This is a genomic window from Metabacillus mesotrionivorans, from assembly GCF_052171315.1.
GTDB lineage: Bacteria > Bacillota > Bacilli > Bacillales > Bacillaceae > Bacillus_P.
Genome location: NZ_JBQMFF010000001.1, coordinates 425,304 through 441,736 on the forward strand (window position 1 = coordinate 425,304; position 16,433 = coordinate 441,736).

The 16,433-nt window shown below is 44.1% G+C and carries 22 protein-coding genes; 14 read left to right on the forward strand and 8 right to left on the reverse strand.

The genetic code is table 11. The features are described from left to right. Positions 1–81: 81 nt before the first annotated feature. From ACTSEZ_RS02115 to ACTSEZ_RS02145, 7 genes are all read left to right on the forward strand, one after another. Positions 82–1,266, forward strand: coding sequence for an LLM class flavin-dependent oxidoreductase (locus tag ACTSEZ_RS02115; RefSeq protein WP_369732523.1), 1,185 nt, complete (start codon positions 82–84; stop codon positions 1,264–1,266). Continuing rightward, positions 1,263–2,033 (forward strand): ABC transporter ATP-binding protein, encoded by a 771-nt coding sequence (locus ACTSEZ_RS02120; protein ID WP_029565336.1) that lies wholly within the window; start codon positions 1,263–1,265, stop codon positions 2,031–2,033. Before ACTSEZ_RS02115 ends, ACTSEZ_RS02120 begins: the two co-directional genes overlap by 4 nt. Before the next feature lie 13 nt (positions 2,034–2,046). Continuing rightward, positions 2,047–2,892 carry an ABC transporter permease gene (locus ACTSEZ_RS02125; RefSeq protein WP_369732525.1) on the forward strand — a complete coding sequence of 282 codons (846 nt, stop codon included), beginning with the start codon at positions 2,047–2,049 and terminating at the stop codon, positions 2,890–2,892. 11 nt (positions 2,893–2,903) lie between these two features. Next, entirely contained in the window at positions 2,904–4,238 is a 1,335-nt protein-coding gene (locus ACTSEZ_RS02130) for an LLM class flavin-dependent oxidoreductase (protein ID WP_369732527.1), read from the forward strand. Positions 4,239–4,264: 26 nt separating this feature from the next. Further along, positions 4,265–5,275: an aliphatic sulfonate ABC transporter substrate-binding protein gene (locus ACTSEZ_RS02135; protein WP_369732528.1), complete on the forward strand. Its 1,011-nt coding sequence runs from the start codon at positions 4,265–4,267 to the stop codon at positions 5,273–5,275. A 48-nt stretch (positions 5,276–5,323) separates the two neighbouring features. Continuing rightward, entirely contained in the window at positions 5,324–5,638 is a 315-nt protein-coding gene (locus tag ACTSEZ_RS02140) for a DUF2325 domain-containing protein (protein ID WP_369732530.1), read from the forward strand. A gap of 191 nt (positions 5,639–5,829) precedes the next feature. Further along, positions 5,830–5,982, forward strand: coding sequence for a Fur-regulated basic protein FbpA (locus tag ACTSEZ_RS02145; RefSeq protein ID WP_081414044.1), 153 nt, complete (start codon positions 5,830–5,832; stop codon positions 5,980–5,982). 46 nt (positions 5,983–6,028) lie between these two features. Here the strand turns inward: ACTSEZ_RS02145 and ACTSEZ_RS02150 are convergent, their stop codons facing one another. Next, positions 6,029–6,937 carry an anti-sigma factor family protein gene (locus ACTSEZ_RS02150; RefSeq protein WP_369732531.1) on the reverse strand — a complete coding sequence of 303 codons (909 nt, stop codon included), beginning with the start codon at positions 6,935–6,937 and terminating at the stop codon, positions 6,029–6,031. Beyond that, complete coding sequence (locus ACTSEZ_RS02155) at positions 6,938–7,450, reverse strand: RNA polymerase sigma factor (RefSeq protein ID WP_369732532.1); 513 nt, start codon at positions 7,448–7,450, stop codon at positions 6,938–6,940. Between the two features lie 312 nt (positions 7,451–7,762). Between ACTSEZ_RS02155 and ACTSEZ_RS02160 the strand changes: the two genes are divergently transcribed. Then, positions 7,763–8,599, forward strand: coding sequence for an STAS domain-containing protein (locus tag ACTSEZ_RS02160; protein ID WP_369732533.1), 837 nt, complete (start codon positions 7,763–7,765; stop codon positions 8,597–8,599). A gap of 26 nt (positions 8,600–8,625) precedes the next feature. Here ACTSEZ_RS02160 and ACTSEZ_RS02165 read toward each other — a convergent pair whose 3' ends face one another. Further along, complete coding sequence (locus ACTSEZ_RS02165) at positions 8,626–9,021, reverse strand: putative endonuclease domain-containing protein (protein WP_369732534.1); 396 nt, start codon at positions 9,019–9,021, stop codon at positions 8,626–8,628. A 151-nt stretch (positions 9,022–9,172) separates the two neighbouring features. Here ACTSEZ_RS02165 and ACTSEZ_RS02170 point away from each other — a divergent pair, with 151 nt between their 5' ends. Next, positions 9,173–10,177 carry an LLM class flavin-dependent oxidoreductase gene (locus tag ACTSEZ_RS02170; protein ID WP_369732535.1) on the forward strand — a complete coding sequence of 335 codons (1,005 nt, stop codon included), beginning with the start codon at positions 9,173–9,175 and terminating at the stop codon, positions 10,175–10,177. After that, complete coding sequence (locus ACTSEZ_RS02175) at positions 10,174–10,797, forward strand: peptidylprolyl isomerase (RefSeq protein ID WP_369732536.1); 624 nt, start codon at positions 10,174–10,176, stop codon at positions 10,795–10,797. The genes ACTSEZ_RS02170 and ACTSEZ_RS02175 overlap by 4 nt, the downstream gene beginning before the upstream one ends. A 33-nt stretch (positions 10,798–10,830) precedes the next feature. On the opposite strand, the gene ACTSEZ_RS02180 is transcribed toward ACTSEZ_RS02175, so the two are convergent. The 3 genes from ACTSEZ_RS02180 to ACTSEZ_RS02190 form a co-directional block, all read right to left on the reverse strand. Further along, positions 10,831–11,121, reverse strand: a complete 291-nt coding sequence (locus ACTSEZ_RS02180; RefSeq protein ID WP_369732537.1) for an AbrB/MazE/SpoVT family DNA-binding domain-containing protein — start codon at positions 11,119–11,121, stop codon at positions 10,831–10,833. A gap of 253 nt (positions 11,122–11,374) precedes the next feature. After that, a complete protein-coding gene (locus ACTSEZ_RS02185) occupies positions 11,375–11,824 on the reverse strand; it encodes a hypothetical protein (RefSeq protein WP_369732538.1) in 450 nt (149 codons plus the stop codon). Positions 11,825–11,860: 36 nt separating this feature from the next. Then, a complete protein-coding gene (locus ACTSEZ_RS02190; RefSeq protein WP_369732540.1) occupies positions 11,861–12,067 on the reverse strand; it encodes a hypothetical protein in 207 nt (68 codons plus the stop codon). A 169-nt stretch (positions 12,068–12,236) separates the two neighbouring features. On the opposite strand from ACTSEZ_RS02190, the gene ACTSEZ_RS02195 reads away from it, so the two are divergent. From ACTSEZ_RS02195 to ACTSEZ_RS02205, 3 genes are read left to right on the forward strand one after another with little or no spacing between them, the layout of a single operon-like run. Continuing rightward, positions 12,237–12,533: an ArsR/SmtB family transcription factor gene (locus ACTSEZ_RS02195; RefSeq protein WP_369732541.1), complete on the forward strand. Its 297-nt coding sequence runs from the start codon at positions 12,237–12,239 to the stop codon at positions 12,531–12,533. Positions 12,534–12,560: 27 nt separating this feature from the next. After that, the gene (locus ACTSEZ_RS02200; protein WP_369732542.1) at positions 12,561–12,797 is read left to right on the forward strand and encodes a hypothetical protein; all 237 of its coding nucleotides are present in this window, start codon (positions 12,561–12,563) and stop codon (positions 12,795–12,797) included. A 16-nt stretch (positions 12,798–12,813) separates the two neighbouring features. Further along, positions 12,814–13,383, forward strand: a complete 570-nt coding sequence (locus tag ACTSEZ_RS02205) for a GNAT family N-acetyltransferase (RefSeq protein WP_369732543.1) — start codon at positions 12,814–12,816, stop codon at positions 13,381–13,383. A 6-nt stretch (positions 13,384–13,389) separates the two neighbouring features. Here ACTSEZ_RS02205 and ACTSEZ_RS02210 read toward each other — a convergent pair whose 3' ends face one another. Beyond that, positions 13,390–14,436, reverse strand: a complete 1,047-nt coding sequence (locus tag ACTSEZ_RS02210) for a lactonase family protein (protein WP_369732544.1) — start codon at positions 14,434–14,436, stop codon at positions 13,390–13,392. A 208-nt stretch (positions 14,437–14,644) separates the two neighbouring features. On the opposite strand from ACTSEZ_RS02210, the gene ACTSEZ_RS02215 reads away from it, so the two are divergent. Continuing rightward, positions 14,645–15,412, forward strand: coding sequence for an SDR family oxidoreductase (locus tag ACTSEZ_RS02215; protein ID WP_369732546.1), 768 nt, complete (start codon positions 14,645–14,647; stop codon positions 15,410–15,412). Between the two features lie 156 nt (positions 15,413–15,568). Here the strand turns inward: ACTSEZ_RS02215 and ACTSEZ_RS02220 are convergent, their stop codons facing one another. After that, a complete protein-coding gene (locus ACTSEZ_RS02220; RefSeq protein ID WP_369732547.1) occupies positions 15,569–16,399 on the reverse strand; it encodes an STAS domain-containing protein in 831 nt (276 codons plus the stop codon). Between the last annotated feature and the right edge of the window lie 34 nt (positions 16,400–16,433).

Below are 16,433 nucleotides of genomic sequence, written 5' to 3' on the forward strand. Positions count from 1 at the left end.
CCGGTCATCCGGAGAAGACACGAATTCTACTTGTAGAACGTGTCTTTTTTTAATGGGGAAAATGAGAGAGGATGAGGAGATATGAGTATAACAGGACATCAGATTGAGTTTGGCTGGTTTATTCCAACGACGGGGGACGGAGCTTACATAGGAGTTAAACCGGAAAGGGAGTCAACAGCAGAATATATGATCAGTGTGGCAAAAAAAGCCGAAGAAGCAGGATTTACATTTGCATTAATTCCTACAGGCGGCTCTTGCCTTGACGCATGGATAACGGGGTCCATGATTGCCTCGCATACAACCATCCTAAAGCCTCTAGTAGCCATGAGGCCTGGTCTGATTGAACCTGTTCTTGCCGCGAGAATGGCAGCAACTCTTGATGTCTTGTCCAAAGGCCGTGCCCTGGTGAATATAGTGACAGGCGGTTCCCCTGATGATTTGCGGGCAACCGGAGATCCTCTTGCTGACCATCATGACAAGAGGTATGACAGAACGCTTGAATTTCTGCAGATCGTAAAGGGACTGTGGGACCAGCAGGCTCCCGCAGAAGGAAACGAGTTTTTAGCGGCTCATGCCTCAGGCAGCGGAAAGGGACTTTTTTATAAAGGCGACTATTATGCAATTGAGCAGGGTGCAAGCCAGCCCGCACCCGTCCAAAAACCACATCCGCCCATTTACTTTGGAGGCAGTTCAGCTGCAGGTAAAAAGACGGCTGTTAAAACGGCAGACGTATATCTAATGTGGGCTGAGCCGCTTGATTGGATTAAAGAGCAGATGGAAGAGATGAGGGACTTGCTAAAAAAAGAAAAGGAAGAAACCGGGATCGAGCGCAGTCTGAAATTCGGATTGCGGGCACAGGTGCTTGTAAGGGAGACAGAAGAAGAGGCATACCGTACAGCATGGAACATTATCAGTAAAGTTGATCATCGTGCAGTTGAACAGTCTTCTGTGCGGTTCAACCGCAGCGATGCCGTTAACCAGAATCGCCAGAATAAGCTTCGGGCACAGTCGGCAGATCATGATTATTTCGCGGGTCCCAATCTGTGGACCGGTCTGTCATCAGTCAGGGGAGGCGGTTCCCTTCTGTTCGTAGGCACGCCGGATCAAGTATCAGACAGAATATTGGAGTACGCTGATCTAGGCATCTCATCCTTTATTTTATCCGGGTATCCAAATCTTGAGGAAGCAGAAATAACAGGGAAGCTGCTGCTCCCGCTTATAAAAGAAAAACAAAAGGCTGCCGCCCTGGAAGGTGGGCATGTATGACTCTGCTTGAGATCAGTCAGTTAAACAAACGGTTTCGATCTGAAAAGGGTGTAACTCATGCTTTGAAAGATATTCAGCTCTCCGTTCATAACGGAGAATTTATCACGATCATCGGTCCGAGCGGGTGCGGAAAAAGCACCCTGCTCAAGATTATTGCGGGGCTCGACACGGACTTAACAGGAAGTGTGCAAATTGCGGGGGAAGAGGTGCAGGGTCCAAGCATTGACAAAGGGTTCATCTTCCAGGAGCCAAGGCTGTTTCCCTGGCTGAACGTAGAAAAAAATATAGCGGCCAATCACTCCCTATTTGAAAGGGAAACGTGGAAAAAAGTGAAAGAGCTGATTGAACTTGTCAAGCTTGCCGGTTTTGAAAAAGCTTTTCCAAAAGAACTGTCAGGGGGAATGGCTCAGAGGGCAGCTATAGCAAGAGCCCTCCTCAGAAACCCTAAAGTATTGCTCCTTGATGAACCTTTTGGAGCCCTTGATGCTTTTACACGTTCACATATGCAGGAAGTTCTTCTTGATATCTGGCAAAAAAACAGAACAACAATGCTGTTTGTCACTCACGATATAGATGAGGCTATTTATCTCGGGGGCCGCGTTGTCATTATGAATGCCAGACCCGGTTCCATTCGTAACATCGTCAGCATTGACCTTCCTCATCCAAGAAAAAAAACGAGCCGGTCCTTCCAGGAATACCGGCAGCTGATCCTGAACGAATTTGAAAAAACAGATGAACTTGAGCTTGTAGACAGTGCGGGAATATAAGGAGGAGGTCATTTTGAGCCAAAAAGCTTTATGGATTTTTGCACCCGGTCATAAATCACAGCAAGGGGAAACCGCTATAGATGAAGTGAGAAAAAACGGGAAATCATCAGCGATTGCAAGAGGGATGCTGCTTCCCGCAGCTGTACTGGCATTATGGGAGCTCGCGGGGTATCTCGGACTGATTTCCCCGACTCTTCTTCCGAGGCCAACCGATATTTTCCTTTCTTTTCTTGATCTTCTGACAGGAGGGAATCTTCTTTATCATTTTCAAGTGAGTCTGCTTCGTGCTATTGGAGGGTTTGTGATTGGAGGATCTCTTGGACTTCTGTTTGGACTGATAGTTGGTTTTTCCAGCAAGGCAGAAGAAACGATTGATCCCACCATGCAGATGCTGAGAACCGTTCCCACTCTTGCTGTCATTCCGCTGTTCATTCTCTGGTTCGGTTTTGGTGAGGCATCAAAGCTTTTGTTAATCGCAAAAGGAGCGTTTTTCCCCCTTTACGTGAACACATTTTTAGGAATAAGGAGTGTAGATGTAAAGCTGTTTGAAGTTGCTAAAGTCCTTGAATTCAGTAAATGGAAACAGATCAGACTCCTGGTACTGCCTTCGGCTCTGCCAAATATTCTCCTAGGAATAAGGCTCTCGCTTGGCGCAGCGTGGCTTGCACTTGTAGCTGCAGAATTAATGGGATCAAGCGAGGGCATCGGGTATTTGATTACAGACGCAAGGCAGTTCTCGCAGACCACGATTGTATTTGTCGGGATCATTATCTTTGCTGTATTTGGAAAAGCATCTGATTCTTTCGTGCGTCTTTTTGAAAGAAGATTGCTGAAATGGCGTAACAGCTACAAAGGATGAGGAGGAGACGTATGGAGAGAAAAAAGCAGATGCATCTGAATTTGTTTCTCTCGGGCATGGGACATCATGAGGCGGCATGGAGACATCCATCAGCAGAAATTGAACGAATTCATGATATTTCCTATTACAAAGAGATTGTTCAAAAGGCAGAATCAGCAAAGCTTGATTCTATTTTTCTCGCAGACAGATACTCTGTTTCAAAAAAGGGAGCAGCATTCGGCGAGTTTGGAGGGGGAGGCCTCGAACCTCTTACTCTCTTATCCGCCCTTTCAGCCGTTACATCAAAAATAGGCTTAATTGCCACAGTGTCAACGTCTTTTAACGAACCTTATAATGTTGCGCGCAGATTTTCATCACTCGATCATATTAGCAAAGGCAGAGCTGGGTGGAATGTGATTACGTCAGGTACAGATGAAGAAGCACAAAATTTCAGCCTGCAGCAGATTCCTCCTCACAGTGAAAGGTATTTAAAAGCTGAAGAGTTTGTGGATGTTGCTCTCAAGCTTTGGGACAGCTGGGAGGAAGATGCGTTTATCGGAGATAAAACAAACGGCAGGTACGCAGACTCATCGAAAGTACATGAAATTCATCACAAGGGAACGTATTTCTCTGTTAAAGGTCCTTTAAACAGCTCCAGGTCTCCTCAGGGACGCCCGGTCATTGTGCAGGCAGGCTCCTCCAAAACAGGAATCGGCTTTGCTGCAAAATATGCGGACGCCATTTTTACGGCGCAGTCGTCTCTTGAAGATGCACAAACGTTTTACAAGGCGTTAAAAGCGAAAGCTCTTGAGTTTGGGCGCACAAAAGAAGAAACCATAATTCTTCCGGGTATTTGCCCTGTGATTGGGAGAACAGAGGAAGAAGCGAAAGAAAAGCAAGCGCAGCTTCATGAACTTGCTGATCCGGAGTACAGTCTGATTCAGCTTTCAAAGCGTGTGGGAGCAGATTTGACCAGTTATCCGCTTGACGGTCCGCTTCCCGAGCTTCCGGCTGTCATTCAGGGGCATAAAAGCAGAACACAGCTCATCAGTAATTTGGCTGAAAAAGAACAGCTGACCATCAGACAGCTTTTGCAGAGGCTTGCTGGAGGAAGAGGACATTTTACACTGGCGGGAACTGCCGTTCAAATTGCTGATGAGCTCGAAAACTGGTTTGTTTCTGAAGCAGCGGACGGATTTAACATCATGCCGCAGATAATGAGCGAAGGATTTGATGCTTTTGTCCATCAAGTCATTCCGGAATTGCAGCGCAGAGGTCTGTTCAGACAAGAATATGAGGGCAGCACTTTACGCGGACATTTAGGACTTTCAGCAGTGAAAAAAATGAAAAGACAGGGAATCAAGTAAACTCGTAACCAGGAGGGAGTTAGTGTATGAAAAGAGGAAAATGGTTTAAATGGGGCATGTTTGTCAGTTTACTAATCATAATCCAGCTATTTCTGACGGGGTGCGGCAACGGCGGCAGTTCTGAAAAGAAAGCAGCTGCATCAGGCGATAATCCAGTCGTCCATATAGGGGTGCAGGGTAGCACGGGAATACTTCCATACGCCCGGGAGAAAAAAACGTTTGAAAAAGCCTTTGAAAAAGCAGGAGCAAAAGTTGAATGGCATGAATTTGCAAGCGGACCTCCGCATTTTGAAGCTCTCGCATCGGGAAAGCTTGACTTTGGGGCAACGGGAGGCACTCCTCTTATAGCCGGACAGTCCGGCGGAATTGATTTTAAGGCTATTGCTGTCACAACAGACGGAAAAAAAGGAAACTCGATTGTCGTGCCAAAGGGAAGCACAATTAAAGAACTTAAGGATTTAAAAGGGAAGAAAATTGCTGTTGCAAAAGGAAGCAGCGCCTACAATTTTTTATATCTTGCGCTTGACCGGGCAGGATTAAAAGACACAGATATAAAAGTGGTTCAGCTGCAGCCTGATGAAGCAAGACCGGCACTCGACAACGGATCCATTGACGCGTGGTCCACATGGGAGCCGTATGTGACAACTGCAGTCTTCCAAACTGGAGCTGAAATATTAGCCAGCGGAGAAGATTTAAACATTAATGCCCCGGGATTTCTGATAGCACGCTCGGATTTTACAGAAGAACACCCTGAACTGACCGTTCTTTTCTTAAAAACATATGAAGAAGTCAGAAAGCATTTCACCGAAAATCTTGATCAAACAGCAAAAGAAATAGCTGATGCTGAAAAGGTGGATGTTGAGATCATCTCTGAAGTATTAAAAAATACAACTCAAATCTTATCACCCGCCACAGATGAATTTAAAAAAGCCCATCAGGATCAGGCAGACTTTTTATACAAGGCAGGCGGAATCAATAAAAAACTGGATACATCCGAGGTCATTGATAATCAGTATGTGGAGGAGGCTTTGAAATAAGGATTGTAAGTTCTCTCCACAACAATATTGATAGAGGAGGAAACCGTGATGAAGAACGTATTGATTGCAGGAGGAGACAGAATAGAACCCATCATTTCAAAGCTTGGGCAGCAGGGAGTGAAAGTCATTTCTCATCTGGACGGCAGAAAACCGAAAATCACGTTGAAGGAAATTCCTTATGATGTAGACGCCGTCTTAATTCTTACAGATTATATAAATCATAATTTGTCTTCAGTTATTAAAAAGAAAGCACAGAATCAAGCGATTCCTGTCCTATTTTCCAAGCGGTCCTGGACATCGATTTCAACTGAAATAAAAAAAGCAGGTAATGTGCAAAAAAATCAGGCATTAAATCCGACTTAACACATAGAAATAATAAACAAGGATGTTTGTTCCGCTGATCGGACAGCCGAAAGCTCATGCATATTATGTATGGGCTATTTTGATGAAAGAATTCTTATTGTCATATCATCAGCAGTAAACGGCATTAACCATTTTCAGTCATCAGCCAATAAATGACCAATCTATTATAATCGGTGAAAGGGGTGCAAAAAATGGGTCACATGATCCGCCGGGCAATTGAAAAGCGGAAGAATCATTTGATTAAAAAGCTGTTAAGCTCCGGAATTTACAAAAGAAATGATCTGCATTTATTTCAATTAACTTTGTCAGAACTTGAAGAAGAGTGCAAACGTGCTGTGAAATAACTTAAACCCCTGATCGACAGTGATCAGGGGTTTATAAATGTGCCAGTTAATCTTCCAGCTTCAAAATCCTCATCGGATCAAACTCGATTTCTTTCGCTCCCTCTGGCGGATCGGCATCGAAAAGGGCGTGGTCTTTCTCTGCTTTAATCACTTTGAATTCAACAAGCTTGGGCATATCATCGTTCGGCAGTTTTACCCCTTCCTCATATCTGAACTCATTTAGTATCCAGTCTGTTTCCTGATCGAACCAGTATTCAACCTTCATACCGTCATCAAAGGAAATTTCGTACATATCTGCTTTTCTTCCAACATACGTGGTTTCTCCCAGTTTTTTTATTTGGCCTGAATCCAGTCCATCAAAAATATCCTGTGTCATCTGGGAGATGGTGTTATCAAGTTTTTCAGATGTGTAGACATGGTCATCTTTATAATAAGTAAGGCGTGTGGTTCCATCTGAGACTTCGTAATTCCCGTTTTCATACTCCTGCCTGTTTTTTCGGCCTGACATATAGGAAATTGTCCTTTTTCCTTGGGGTGATACTTTGACTGTATAGATGACAGGCACAGTTTCTTTTTCTTTTTCTTTATCATCCTCTTTATGCTCAAGAGGTTTGTCCATCTCAAGGAATTTGTCCCCAATCAGCTCGTTCAGCGCTTTTTCGATGGCTGCTTTTACCGGAGGGGTATTCCAGGCTGCAAGGCAAAGGATGAAAAGGGATGCGCATATGAGAGCTGCACGTTTGAGATATTTATATGGATCGTGTTTCTTTCTGGCAGGAATTAAGACAGCTTCCTCTTCCAAAACGAGGTCGAGGGCTTCTTCAAGCTGCAAATAATCCTCAAAAGCCTGAGAGCATCCGTCGCACTCTCCAATATGTTCAAGCAAGGCATCCTGTTCTGCTTCAGAAAGCTGGTCAAAAATGAGAATCCGGTCCCGGCACGTTTCGCAGTTCATTTAGAGCACCCCCTTACTTTTAAGTGCTTCCAATAGTTTCTTGCGTCCCCTGAATACTCTTGTTTTGACCTTTGCAAGGGTAATATTGAGCACAGAGGCGATTTCATCATACGAATGGCCCTGGTTTCGCAAAATCAGAATGTTTTTCGTTTCTTGATCAAGTGATTGAAAAACTTCTTTTACTTCTAGCATCATTTCTTTTGAGAGAAAAGCACGTTCAGGTGTTTCGCTGTCCATGGAGCCATGGCGTTTCAATTCTTCGCTTGCGTGCGAAACAGCATCCTGGGTGCGTTTAAGTTTCCGCAAGTGATCGTAGGCTGTATTTTTCGAGAGGATGGTGATCCATGCTTCCATGTTTTCAGGTAGTGCTTTTGTTGAATCCGAGAAATACCGGAATATCTTGATGGAAGCATCCTGGATAATATCATCGGCCAGAGAAGGATTTTTTATGATTTTTCTGATCGTTCTCTCCATTCTGGGCCGGTGTGTTTCAATCAGCTTTTCAACATTCACTTTCTTCTTCCCACCCTTTTTACCTTACTGACTTGACGTATTTCATTTCAAATTGTTTCGGTTCTATGTAAAGAATGTAAGAAATTTATCAAACATCTGTCATTATAGCAGAGGGAAACGCCTTCTTTGGTACTTTTTTCTATAAAAAACGCTATTTTTAGGTTTAAGATAATAAAAAACAGGGAAATTGAATAATTGCTCGATTTATTGGGGTTATTTGGCATGCCTTACAAAATCATTCATTTGGCGCTTTTTGAAAGTTTGAAGTAAAATAAGAGATGGAAATGAGCTAGAAGCAGGAGGAGAAACATCGTGCACAGAAACCAGAAATTCTACACCTATTTGCAGCAGCGTGCTCCGCAGTTAACAGAGGAATGGTACGAATCGATCGACCGGTCAGATACTGGCGGTGTCTATACATCCAATGATCCGAACGTCATCAAAGCGCTTAAGGCGCAAAATCAGGAATTTCACCAGAGGTTTATTCAAGTCTTCTCTGAAGAAGATGTGGACTTTATGGAATTGTTCGAGGAGTGGATTGTACGCATTGCAAAAGACGGCGAGCATTTAAGCACACCGATTCAATTCGTGATAAAAGAATTTATGCGTACCCGAAGCCAGTATTTAAAAGAAGTCGCAGCTTTTATTCAAATGCAACCGAATGAGTATACAAGCGAGAAAATAGAGGCAATAAAAGATCTGATTGTAAGAGCTCATGACAGAGTGATTTATCATTTTGTCGTTGAAACGCAAAGAACGTCAGAGCTGCAGCTGAAAGCCCAGCAGGAAATGATTTATGAACTGAGTTCACCCGTGATTAAATTGAAAGGTGAATCAGCCCTTCTTCCTCTGGTAGGAGATATAGATACAGCACGCGCAAAAATGATACTCGAAAATACACTGAAGCAGTGCACGGAAAAAGGTGTTGCTCATTTGTTTATTGATCTCTCAGGCGTAGTGATGATTGATACAATGGTTGCCCACCAAATCTTCCAGCTGATTGATGCTCTGAATCTAATCGGCATTAAATCGACTCTCTCAGGTATCCGTCCTGAAATCGCGCTTACGTCCATGCAGCTTGGGCTGACGTTTGAAAATGTTTCGATTAAATCAACCTTGTCAAAAGCGCTTGAAGAAGAAAATAAATAAAATGAGAGCGGACATGTCGTCCGCTCTCATTTTATTTTCTCAAGAACTGCAGCTTCAATTTTATGCAAAACCGTCGTCATTTTCCCGTCTATATCCTTTTCCGTTACACCGACTACTTTCCAGCCCTGTTTCCGGATATAATTCCTTTTGCCGAGATCTTCTATTTTTTCTGCATCTATCATGCAGCGGAGTGCAACTCTGTAATAGGGAAGGACCAAATCAAGCGTGTAAGGTCCGCACTTTTCTTTGACCCTGACATAATAGCCATTGTTCCGGAGAGTTGTGTAGAGGCGCTGCTGCACCCTGTTTTCAAAGGAGATCGCTTTGTTTAAATGAGGATCCGGGTTCATGTGAAAACGGAACAGGACGATAAATAGCGGCATCCATATTAAAATCAGGAATATAAGGGTAATCTGTGTCAAACCTGTCACCTCTGTCTATACGTTCTTTTAACAGGATGTGCCCTGTATTCCGCTGTTATTCGTGGTAAAATAATGAAGATCATGCAGTTCATCATTACAGTCTGTCAGCCAGTATAATGAACCCATCTCACATTAGAAAGAAGTGGAAGGATTGAAACTCAGTATACTCGATCAGTCCCCGATTTCATCCGGATCCTCAGCGGGAACAGCTCTGAGGGAATCAGCCCGTCTTGCCAGGGCGGCTGAAAAAATGGGGTATTACCGCTACTGGATAGCGGAGCATCATGACATGCCCGGTCTTGCCTGTCCTGCGCCTGAAATTATGCTGAGTTATATCGGAGCAGAAACGGAAAAAATCCGCATCGGTGCCGGTGCTGTTTTGCTCCCGCATTATAAGCCCTATAAAGTCGCAGAAACCTTTCATATGCTCTCTGTGCTTTTTCCGGGAAGGATAGATCTTGGCATCGGCAGGGCACCAGGGGGATCGGCAGAAGCAACAATGGCGTTATCAGACAATTTCCTGGAAAATGTCCGTACAATGCCACACAAATTTAAAGAGCTGCTTCATTTTATTCATGGTGATTTTCCTGCAGAAAATTTCTATTCCAGTCTGAAAGCAGCGCCGGTGCCTGGAGTCCCGCCTGAAGTGTGGCTTCTTGGGACGAGCATAAAGAGCGGAAGGCTTGCTGCGCAGACGGGAACGGCCTATGCCTTTGGAGAGTTTATGAGCGACAAAGACGGGGTGGACATGCTAAGAGAATACAAAACCCGCTTTCAGCCTAAATATGAGCTGAAACAGCCGAAATCACTTCTAACCGTGAGTGCTATTTGCGCCGATTCCACTGAAAAAGCAAAAGAGTTAGCCGGAAGTCTCAGACTTTGGAAAATTCAGCAGCTGAAGGGCATCACCGGAGGCATTCCGTCTGTTGAAGAAGCAAAATCCTATACATACAGCCGGGAAGAACGTGAGATGCTGCAGAGCTCAGAAGGCAAATTAATCGCAGGCAATCCCGCAGAAGTAAAAAGGAAACTGATCGGCTTGGCGGGAAAATACGGCGTGAATGAAATCATGATTGTTACAATTACACACAGCTATGAGGACAGGCTGAGGTCGTATGAACTGATTGCAAATGAAATGGGAGAGATGATGACATGAAAAAGACGGCAGTACTGATCATGGCCATGCTTTTGCTCATCCTGACAGCATGCGGAAACAAAGATCAGGAGCAAAGCGCTGAGGAGCCTGTAAAAAAAGTAGATAAAAATCCAATTGTTACTATTACAATGGAAAATGACAAGCAAATCAAAGTAGAGCTGTATCCTGAAGTCGCGCCAAATACGGTTGCAAACTTTATTTCGCTGATTAACGATAAGTTTTATGACGGACTGATTTTTCACCGTGTGATTCCTGAGTTTATGATTCAGGGTGGAGACCCTGACGGAAATGGAACAGGTGGTCCAGGCTATTCGATTAAAGGAGAGTTCAGTTCAAATGGCTTTGAAAACAGCCTGAAACACGAACGCGGCGTTATCTCAATGGCCCGATCCCAGGAGCCTGACAGCGGAGGATCGCAGTTTTTTATTATGGTTGCTGACTATCCAAGCCTTGACGGCGAGTACGCATCTTTCGGGAAAGTAACGGAAGGTATGGATGTGGTCGATGAAATCGTTGCAGTTGAAACGGAGAACGATAAGCCGCTGGAAGACCAGAAAATGAAATCTGTTACTGTTGAAACATTTGGCGAGGAATACAGCGAGCCGGAAAAAGCAGAATAAAAAGCTTACCCCCTGCCATGGCGGCAGGGGGTTTTATGGCCGGATCATAAAGCTCGTGCTGCCGGCCAGTCTGTTTTTTAAGATGTCAACTCCCTCAGGACTGAGGACAACTTTTCCATCGCAGCAAACAAAATTGTCCGGATCAATTTTTCCTGTAATGAAGCATTTTTTCTGGGGCTCAAATTTTCTGATCGTGATGGAATGATGGTCTGCAAATATTTCAACATGATCATAGCGTTTAATGCCTAAGTACTTTCTCCATTTTTGAGGCAATGTGACTCTGCCTTCTGAATCCATTTTTCTTAGCACGGTCTGTGTTCTCATTGTTTTCCATCCTAGTTATGTATTTGTACAGGTTTAAAGCGCTTTCTTTCTGCATGTACGGCTCACTGAAAATTTTATTTCATGGTCATTAAACCATGCTGAATGAAACCTTAAATTCAGCTTAAATATGCGACATTATGCCCGAATTTTAATGGATCTTGTTCACACACCCTGTTTCTTTAAAGTGAAAAATATTTAATTGAGGCTTTTGGAGCTTGTAGGACAGGATAAAAATGCATAAAAAAAACTGATTTTACCACCAGGTGAAATCAGTTTCAGATGGAACTTTGTTCGTGATAAATGAAAGGTCTTCTTCTGAAAGACCGTAAACCGCAAGTTCAGTGCCCCAGTGTCCGGAATGAAGAACAGTCTCACCCCCGCGGATCAAGTTCACCGTAAACCATTTCATCCGGCCGTTTTTTAAATGGCTCTTAACCAGGAACTCAGACAGAGCGGGTGTCTTCTTTACGGTAAATATAATGAGATCCCCGTCATCTGCAGCAGCAGCTTTCTCTTCAAAATGACTGAGTTCATTCATTGCTGTTTTCTCATCTTTCCAGCAATGAATCTCAACCGTTTCTGCCTTAGTCAGGAAATAAGAAATGATTTTTTCCCAATAGGCATACGTTTCTCCAATGGGAGACTGAAAGCCTGAATCATCGGGTGAATAAGAAGGGATTGCAAGCAGTACATTTCGGTTCAAATCACGTTTGCTCCTTTTCATAGTTTTAGGCATTCCTTACTTTCTCTCCTCGTATTCTTCATATTTTGCTTCATGTTTGCTTTCACTTAGGGGAATTTCATTCTGATAGTTTCGGACGAGGCCGTTGTCAATATCATTCATGGGTGTGTACTCATTGTTAGGCAGCCTGCGGTTTTTTCTAATTAGATTGAAAATGAAAAACCCGACGGCAGCAACAACGCAAATCAGATAAATAGTTTCCAAGCACAGCACCTCCAAATGTTTGTGTGTTACTAGTTCTTGTTAAGTGTACGTGAATCCTGCATGATCAGTAACTGTCTTCAAAAATAAAGAAATTATTCCAATATTTTCTTGAATAATAATTACACCTGTCATATAATTATTACATATGAAAAAACAAATGAATGGAGACATGTTACTTAAGGTTCTGGATGCTCTCTCCAATCCTTACAGGCTGAAAATTATAGCCGTCCTTCATAAGGATCGGCAATACGTCAGCCAGATGGCAAGGGAGCTCGGCATCAGCCGCCCGCTATTGTATTTGCATCTCAAGAAGCTTGAAGAAGCGGGACTGATAAAGGGAGAGCATGAAATTTCAAACGATGGGAAAGCAATGAAGTACTTTGAACTTCTTCCCTTCAGTTTTCAGCTCGATGCCGGAATCATTGCAGAAGCATCAGAAAGCATATCCGATAAAAAGAAAGAATAATTGTGCAGAACGAAAAGGAGATTTTTTATGGGGGATATTATTACTTCAATAGGGCCATTGTTATTTTTTATCATCTTCATCATCTTCATCATTCTTCCTTTAATTTTTATTATCCGCTATTTCAAGCGGATGGAAAAAAGAGCCGAAGAGAGACTGAAACTGGAGAGAGATCATGCGGCTTTTCAGCAGAAACAAGTAAAAGTTAATGAAGAGTTAAACCAAAGACTGACTTCAATTGAAAAAATGCTGAAGGAAGTGGAATGAAAAGGAGAGGTGCTAAATGGCTGAAAGCAACAGCATCTGGAAGGGGGAGCTTGTCAGACTCAGGCCTGTTCAGCCATCTGACTGGGTGATGTTTCACAAGGACGGGATGGATTCAGAGATAGCTAGACTCAATGATGCTGTCTATGGCCCAAGATCAGAAGAGGGAACAAGGCGTTGGACAGAAGCTGAGGCGGAAAAGGGCTGGAACGTGGATTCGGTCAGACTTTCAATTGAGAATGCAGCGGGTGAATTTGCAGGCAGCATCAGCACGGATAAGTGCGATCCCCAAAACGGCACATTCAGCTATGGCATCAGTATATTCAGAGAGCACTGGAGAAAGGGATATGCAGGAGATGCCATCAGGATTGTTCTTCACTATTTCTTTGAAGAACTGCGCTATCAAAAAGCAAATGCTCATGTGTACAGTTACAATGAGGCTTCGATCAGCCTGCACAGAAATCTGGGCTTTCAGGAAGAAGGCAGAATGCGGAACATGATTTATACGCAAGGCAGCTATCATGACCTGCTCCTGTTTGGAATTACGGGGGAAGAATATAAAAAAATCTCAGAGCCGTACAGGCTCTGAGATTTTTTATTGATTTAAGAATTTTATGCAAACCGGATAAGGCACATGAACATCTGACTGCAGAAGAGACAGTTTTCCTGTTTCGCGGTTTCTTTCAAACAGGATCAGGCTGCTGCTTTCCTGGTTGGATGCAATCAGGAAGTTTTCAGTCGGATCGAGTGCAAAGTCACGCGGCCAGTTTCCTTCAGTGGACGTGCGTTCTACGAATGTCAGTTTACCTGTGTCGCTGTCAGTTTTGAAAACGGCGATGCTGTCGTGCCCGCGGTTGCCGGCATACACAAATTGTCCATCAGATGAGATGTGAATCGCAGAACCCTGGCTGTTTTCTGTAAAATCCTCCGGAAGAGTGGAGATATACTGAAGCTCTGTGAAGCTGCCGTCTTCCTTAAAATCAAGAACAACCACTTCGTTGCTGAGCTCTGTGAGCAGATATGCAATCTTCCCGTTCGGGTGGAACGTCAGATGTCTTGGTCCGCTTCCTCTCTTCAAGTGAAGGCTGTGAACTTCATAAAGTTCACCGTCATTGAGCTCATACGTGTACAGTTTGTCAGTGCCAAGATCAATAGCAGCGACATACTTTTCCTCAGGCGTGAAGCCTGCATAGTGGGCGTGCGGAGCGTCCTGTCTTTCTTCATTAGGCCCTGAACCTTCATGCTTGCGGATGGAAAGGGCGGACGAGAGAGTTCCGCTGATCACATCCATCTCATGGGATTCAATCGTCCCGTTATGGTAATTTGCAGATACAATAAACCGGTTGGTTGAATCAACACTTACGTGGCAGGGTGATGCTCCTTCGCGAAGCTGTCTGTTAAGCTCCGTCAATTCCCCTGTATTCGCATTTCTTGAGTAGGCAACCAACCCTCCTGCGTCCCCGTCTTTTCCAATCGCATATACGAAACGGTTATCTTTGCTTAAATTCAAGTATGTAGGACTGCCGATTTCAGCAGCAACGCTTGGTTCACTCAGTTTTTTTGCATCTGTATCGAGTGTAAAGGAGTAAATGCCTTTGCTGTCTCCCTTTGTATATGTACCGATATACCCGCTGTATTTCATCTTTTATCCTCCTCTAATTGGTATGACCTTATTTTAGCATAAATCCCGCCAAATCAAGTTATTATCCGTATACCCATATCCTTGTCTACGGAAAACGTCTATTTTTGTCGAAAAGGGCGGGGGCTAACGCATCAAATTGTGTAACCTCTTAGACAAACTCTTACTAAGATATAAAGAATCACACTGATTTTAGAAAGGAGCAAGGAACTTGAATCTATTCAGCTTGAAAAATAAAACGGCTATTGTTACCGGCGGAGGAAAAGGCCTTGGCGCACAAATGGCAAGAGTGCTTGCACTTGCAGGCGCTAATGTTGTTGTGTGTTCAAGGGATCTTGAAGCATGCGAGAAGGTCAGGGGAGAACTTGTTGCTCTCGGTGTTAAGTCCCTTGCGATTGCCTGTGATGTAACGAGCCAGAAAGATATCCAGAATGTCATCGACCAGACGTTAGCTCACTTTGGAACAATTGATATTTTAATCAACAACAGCGGTACCTCATGGATGGCGCCTACGCTTGAACTGCCGGCCGATAAATGGGACAAAGTCATGAATGTCAATGTCAGGGGAGTCTTCCTTTTCAGCCAGGCTGCTGCAAAAGTAATGAAAAGCCAGGGCTCGGGCAAGATCATCAATATCGCCTCAGTTACGGGAATGGGAGGGACTCCGGCAGAGCTTATGGATACGATTGCCTACAGCACAAGCAAAGGCGCTGTCATCAGTTTCACGAAAGATCTTGCAGTAAAACTTGCCCCGGACAATATTCAGGTTAATGCAATCGCACCGGGATATTTCCCGACGAAAATGACAAAAATGATTCTAGAAAAAGATAATGCGGGGATTTTAAAAGGGGTGCCTGCCGGCCGTTTCGGAACGGACGGAGACCTCGATGGCGTTGTTCTCCTTCTGTCAGGAAAAGCCTCCGACTATATCGTCGGCCAGGTTTTTGTCGTGGATGGTGGAATCACTGCACTAGTTTAAAGAGGAAAAAAAGGGCAGTACTCCGATGAGTGGCGCCACAAACATGTTCCATCACGAAAACCGGCAGAATTTCGGCTAATACCCCACAGGTAGAAACAGAAAAAATCCGAACTAATTGACTCATAGTTCGGATTTTACGATACATATCAGCTTCATTTATTGTCGTCTGAATCCAAGGTCGTACAAAGCTTTTCTCATGTTGAATTTGGTTTCGATATGATTAAAATCAAGGCCGAGACTCATGATGGTCTGGGCGATTTCAGGACGGAGGCCGGTGAGAACGGTGTGGATGCCGCTGATCTTGAGTGCGCTGACGATTTTAAAAATCTGGTCAGCTACCATAGTATCTATAATGGGAACTCCGGATACATCAAGGATGACCTCTTCAAGATTCAGGCGGGCGCCCTCTCTAAGGGAAACTTCCATGATCAGGGCGGCCCTTCTTGTGTCAACCGCTCCAACAAGAGGAATAACGGCAATTCCTTCTGCCACAGGCACAACCGGAACAGAAAGCTCTTCCAATGCTGAATAAGCCACTTCCATTAATTCATTGCTGTGGTTTTCATAGACGCTGCCTGTCACACTGCAGGCTCTGTCAATCAGCGGATCAATCATTTTGGAAACATCCAGCATCGTAACGGCGTAGAAGTTGTTTTTGTGAAGTTCTTCGGTCAGAGTGTCCCACAGAGCCGTCCTGTATGCCCCGATCGCACGGAGACACTGGGCCAGCGGGACGTCAAAGTGGATGGCTCTTTTTGCTATTTTTATGCTCCACTGGTCTACTTTTTCCTCAACCTTCACATCACACAGAGCCTGTCCCAAATAACCGATCAGTTCTTCCCGATAGGCAATTCGCTCTTCTAATGGGAATCCCGAATGCTCCAGCTGCTGAGTATGCTTGGCATCTTGGGCGTTCGGGATATTCAAAGTAATTTGCCGTGCGTTTTCCTGAATCTTATTGCCTATATAATGCAGCTCATCTTTCATGAAAGTTCCCCTTTTAACCGATTGAATAGATTAA

What these genes read in the sequence shown, in the direction of transcription:
- ACTSEZ_RS02130 (WP_369732527.1), top strand. Translation starts at nt 2,904, where the DNA reads ATGGAGAGAAAAAAGCAGATGCATCTGAATTTGTTTCTCTCGGGCATG.
- ACTSEZ_RS02135 (WP_369732528.1), top strand. Translation starts at nt 4,265, where the DNA reads ATGAAAAGAGGAAAATGGTTTAAATGGGGCATGTTTGTCAGTTTACTA.
- ACTSEZ_RS02120 (WP_029565336.1), top strand. Translation starts at nt 1,263, where the DNA reads ATGACTCTGCTTGAGATCAGTCAGTTAAACAAACGGTTTCGATCTGAA.
- ACTSEZ_RS02200 (WP_369732542.1), top strand. Translation starts at nt 12,561, where the DNA reads ATGGGGGATATTATTACTTCAATAGGGCCATTGTTATTTTTTATCATC.
- ACTSEZ_RS02205 (WP_369732543.1), top strand. Translation starts at nt 12,814, where the DNA reads ATGGCTGAAAGCAACAGCATCTGGAAGGGGGAGCTTGTCAGACTCAGG.
- ACTSEZ_RS02175 (WP_369732536.1), top strand. Translation starts at nt 10,174, where the DNA reads ATGAAAAAGACGGCAGTACTGATCATGGCCATGCTTTTGCTCATCCTG.
- ACTSEZ_RS02140 (WP_369732530.1), top strand. Translation starts at nt 5,324, where the DNA reads ATGAAGAACGTATTGATTGCAGGAGGAGACAGAATAGAACCCATCATT.
- ACTSEZ_RS02195 (WP_369732541.1), top strand. Translation starts at nt 12,237, where the DNA reads ATGTTACTTAAGGTTCTGGATGCTCTCTCCAATCCTTACAGGCTGAAA.
- ACTSEZ_RS02150 (WP_369732531.1), bottom strand. Translation starts at nt 6,937, where the DNA reads ATGAACTGCGAAACGTGCCGGGACCGGATTCTCATTTTTGACCAGCTT.
- ACTSEZ_RS02145 (WP_081414044.1), top strand. Translation starts at nt 5,830, where the DNA reads ATGGGTCACATGATCCGCCGGGCAATTGAAAAGCGGAAGAATCATTTG.
- ACTSEZ_RS02115 (WP_369732523.1), top strand. Translation starts at nt 82, where the DNA reads ATGAGTATAACAGGACATCAGATTGAGTTTGGCTGGTTTATTCCAACG.
- ACTSEZ_RS02210 (WP_369732544.1), bottom strand. Translation starts at nt 14,436, where the DNA reads ATGAAATACAGCGGGTATATCGGTACATATACAAAGGGAGACAGCAAA.
- ACTSEZ_RS02180 (WP_369732537.1), bottom strand. Translation starts at nt 11,121, where the DNA reads ATGAGAACACAGACCGTGCTAAGAAAAATGGATTCAGAAGGCAGAGTC.
- ACTSEZ_RS02220 (WP_369732547.1), bottom strand. Translation starts at nt 16,399, where the DNA reads ATGAAAGATGAGCTGCATTATATAGGCAATAAGATTCAGGAAAACGCA.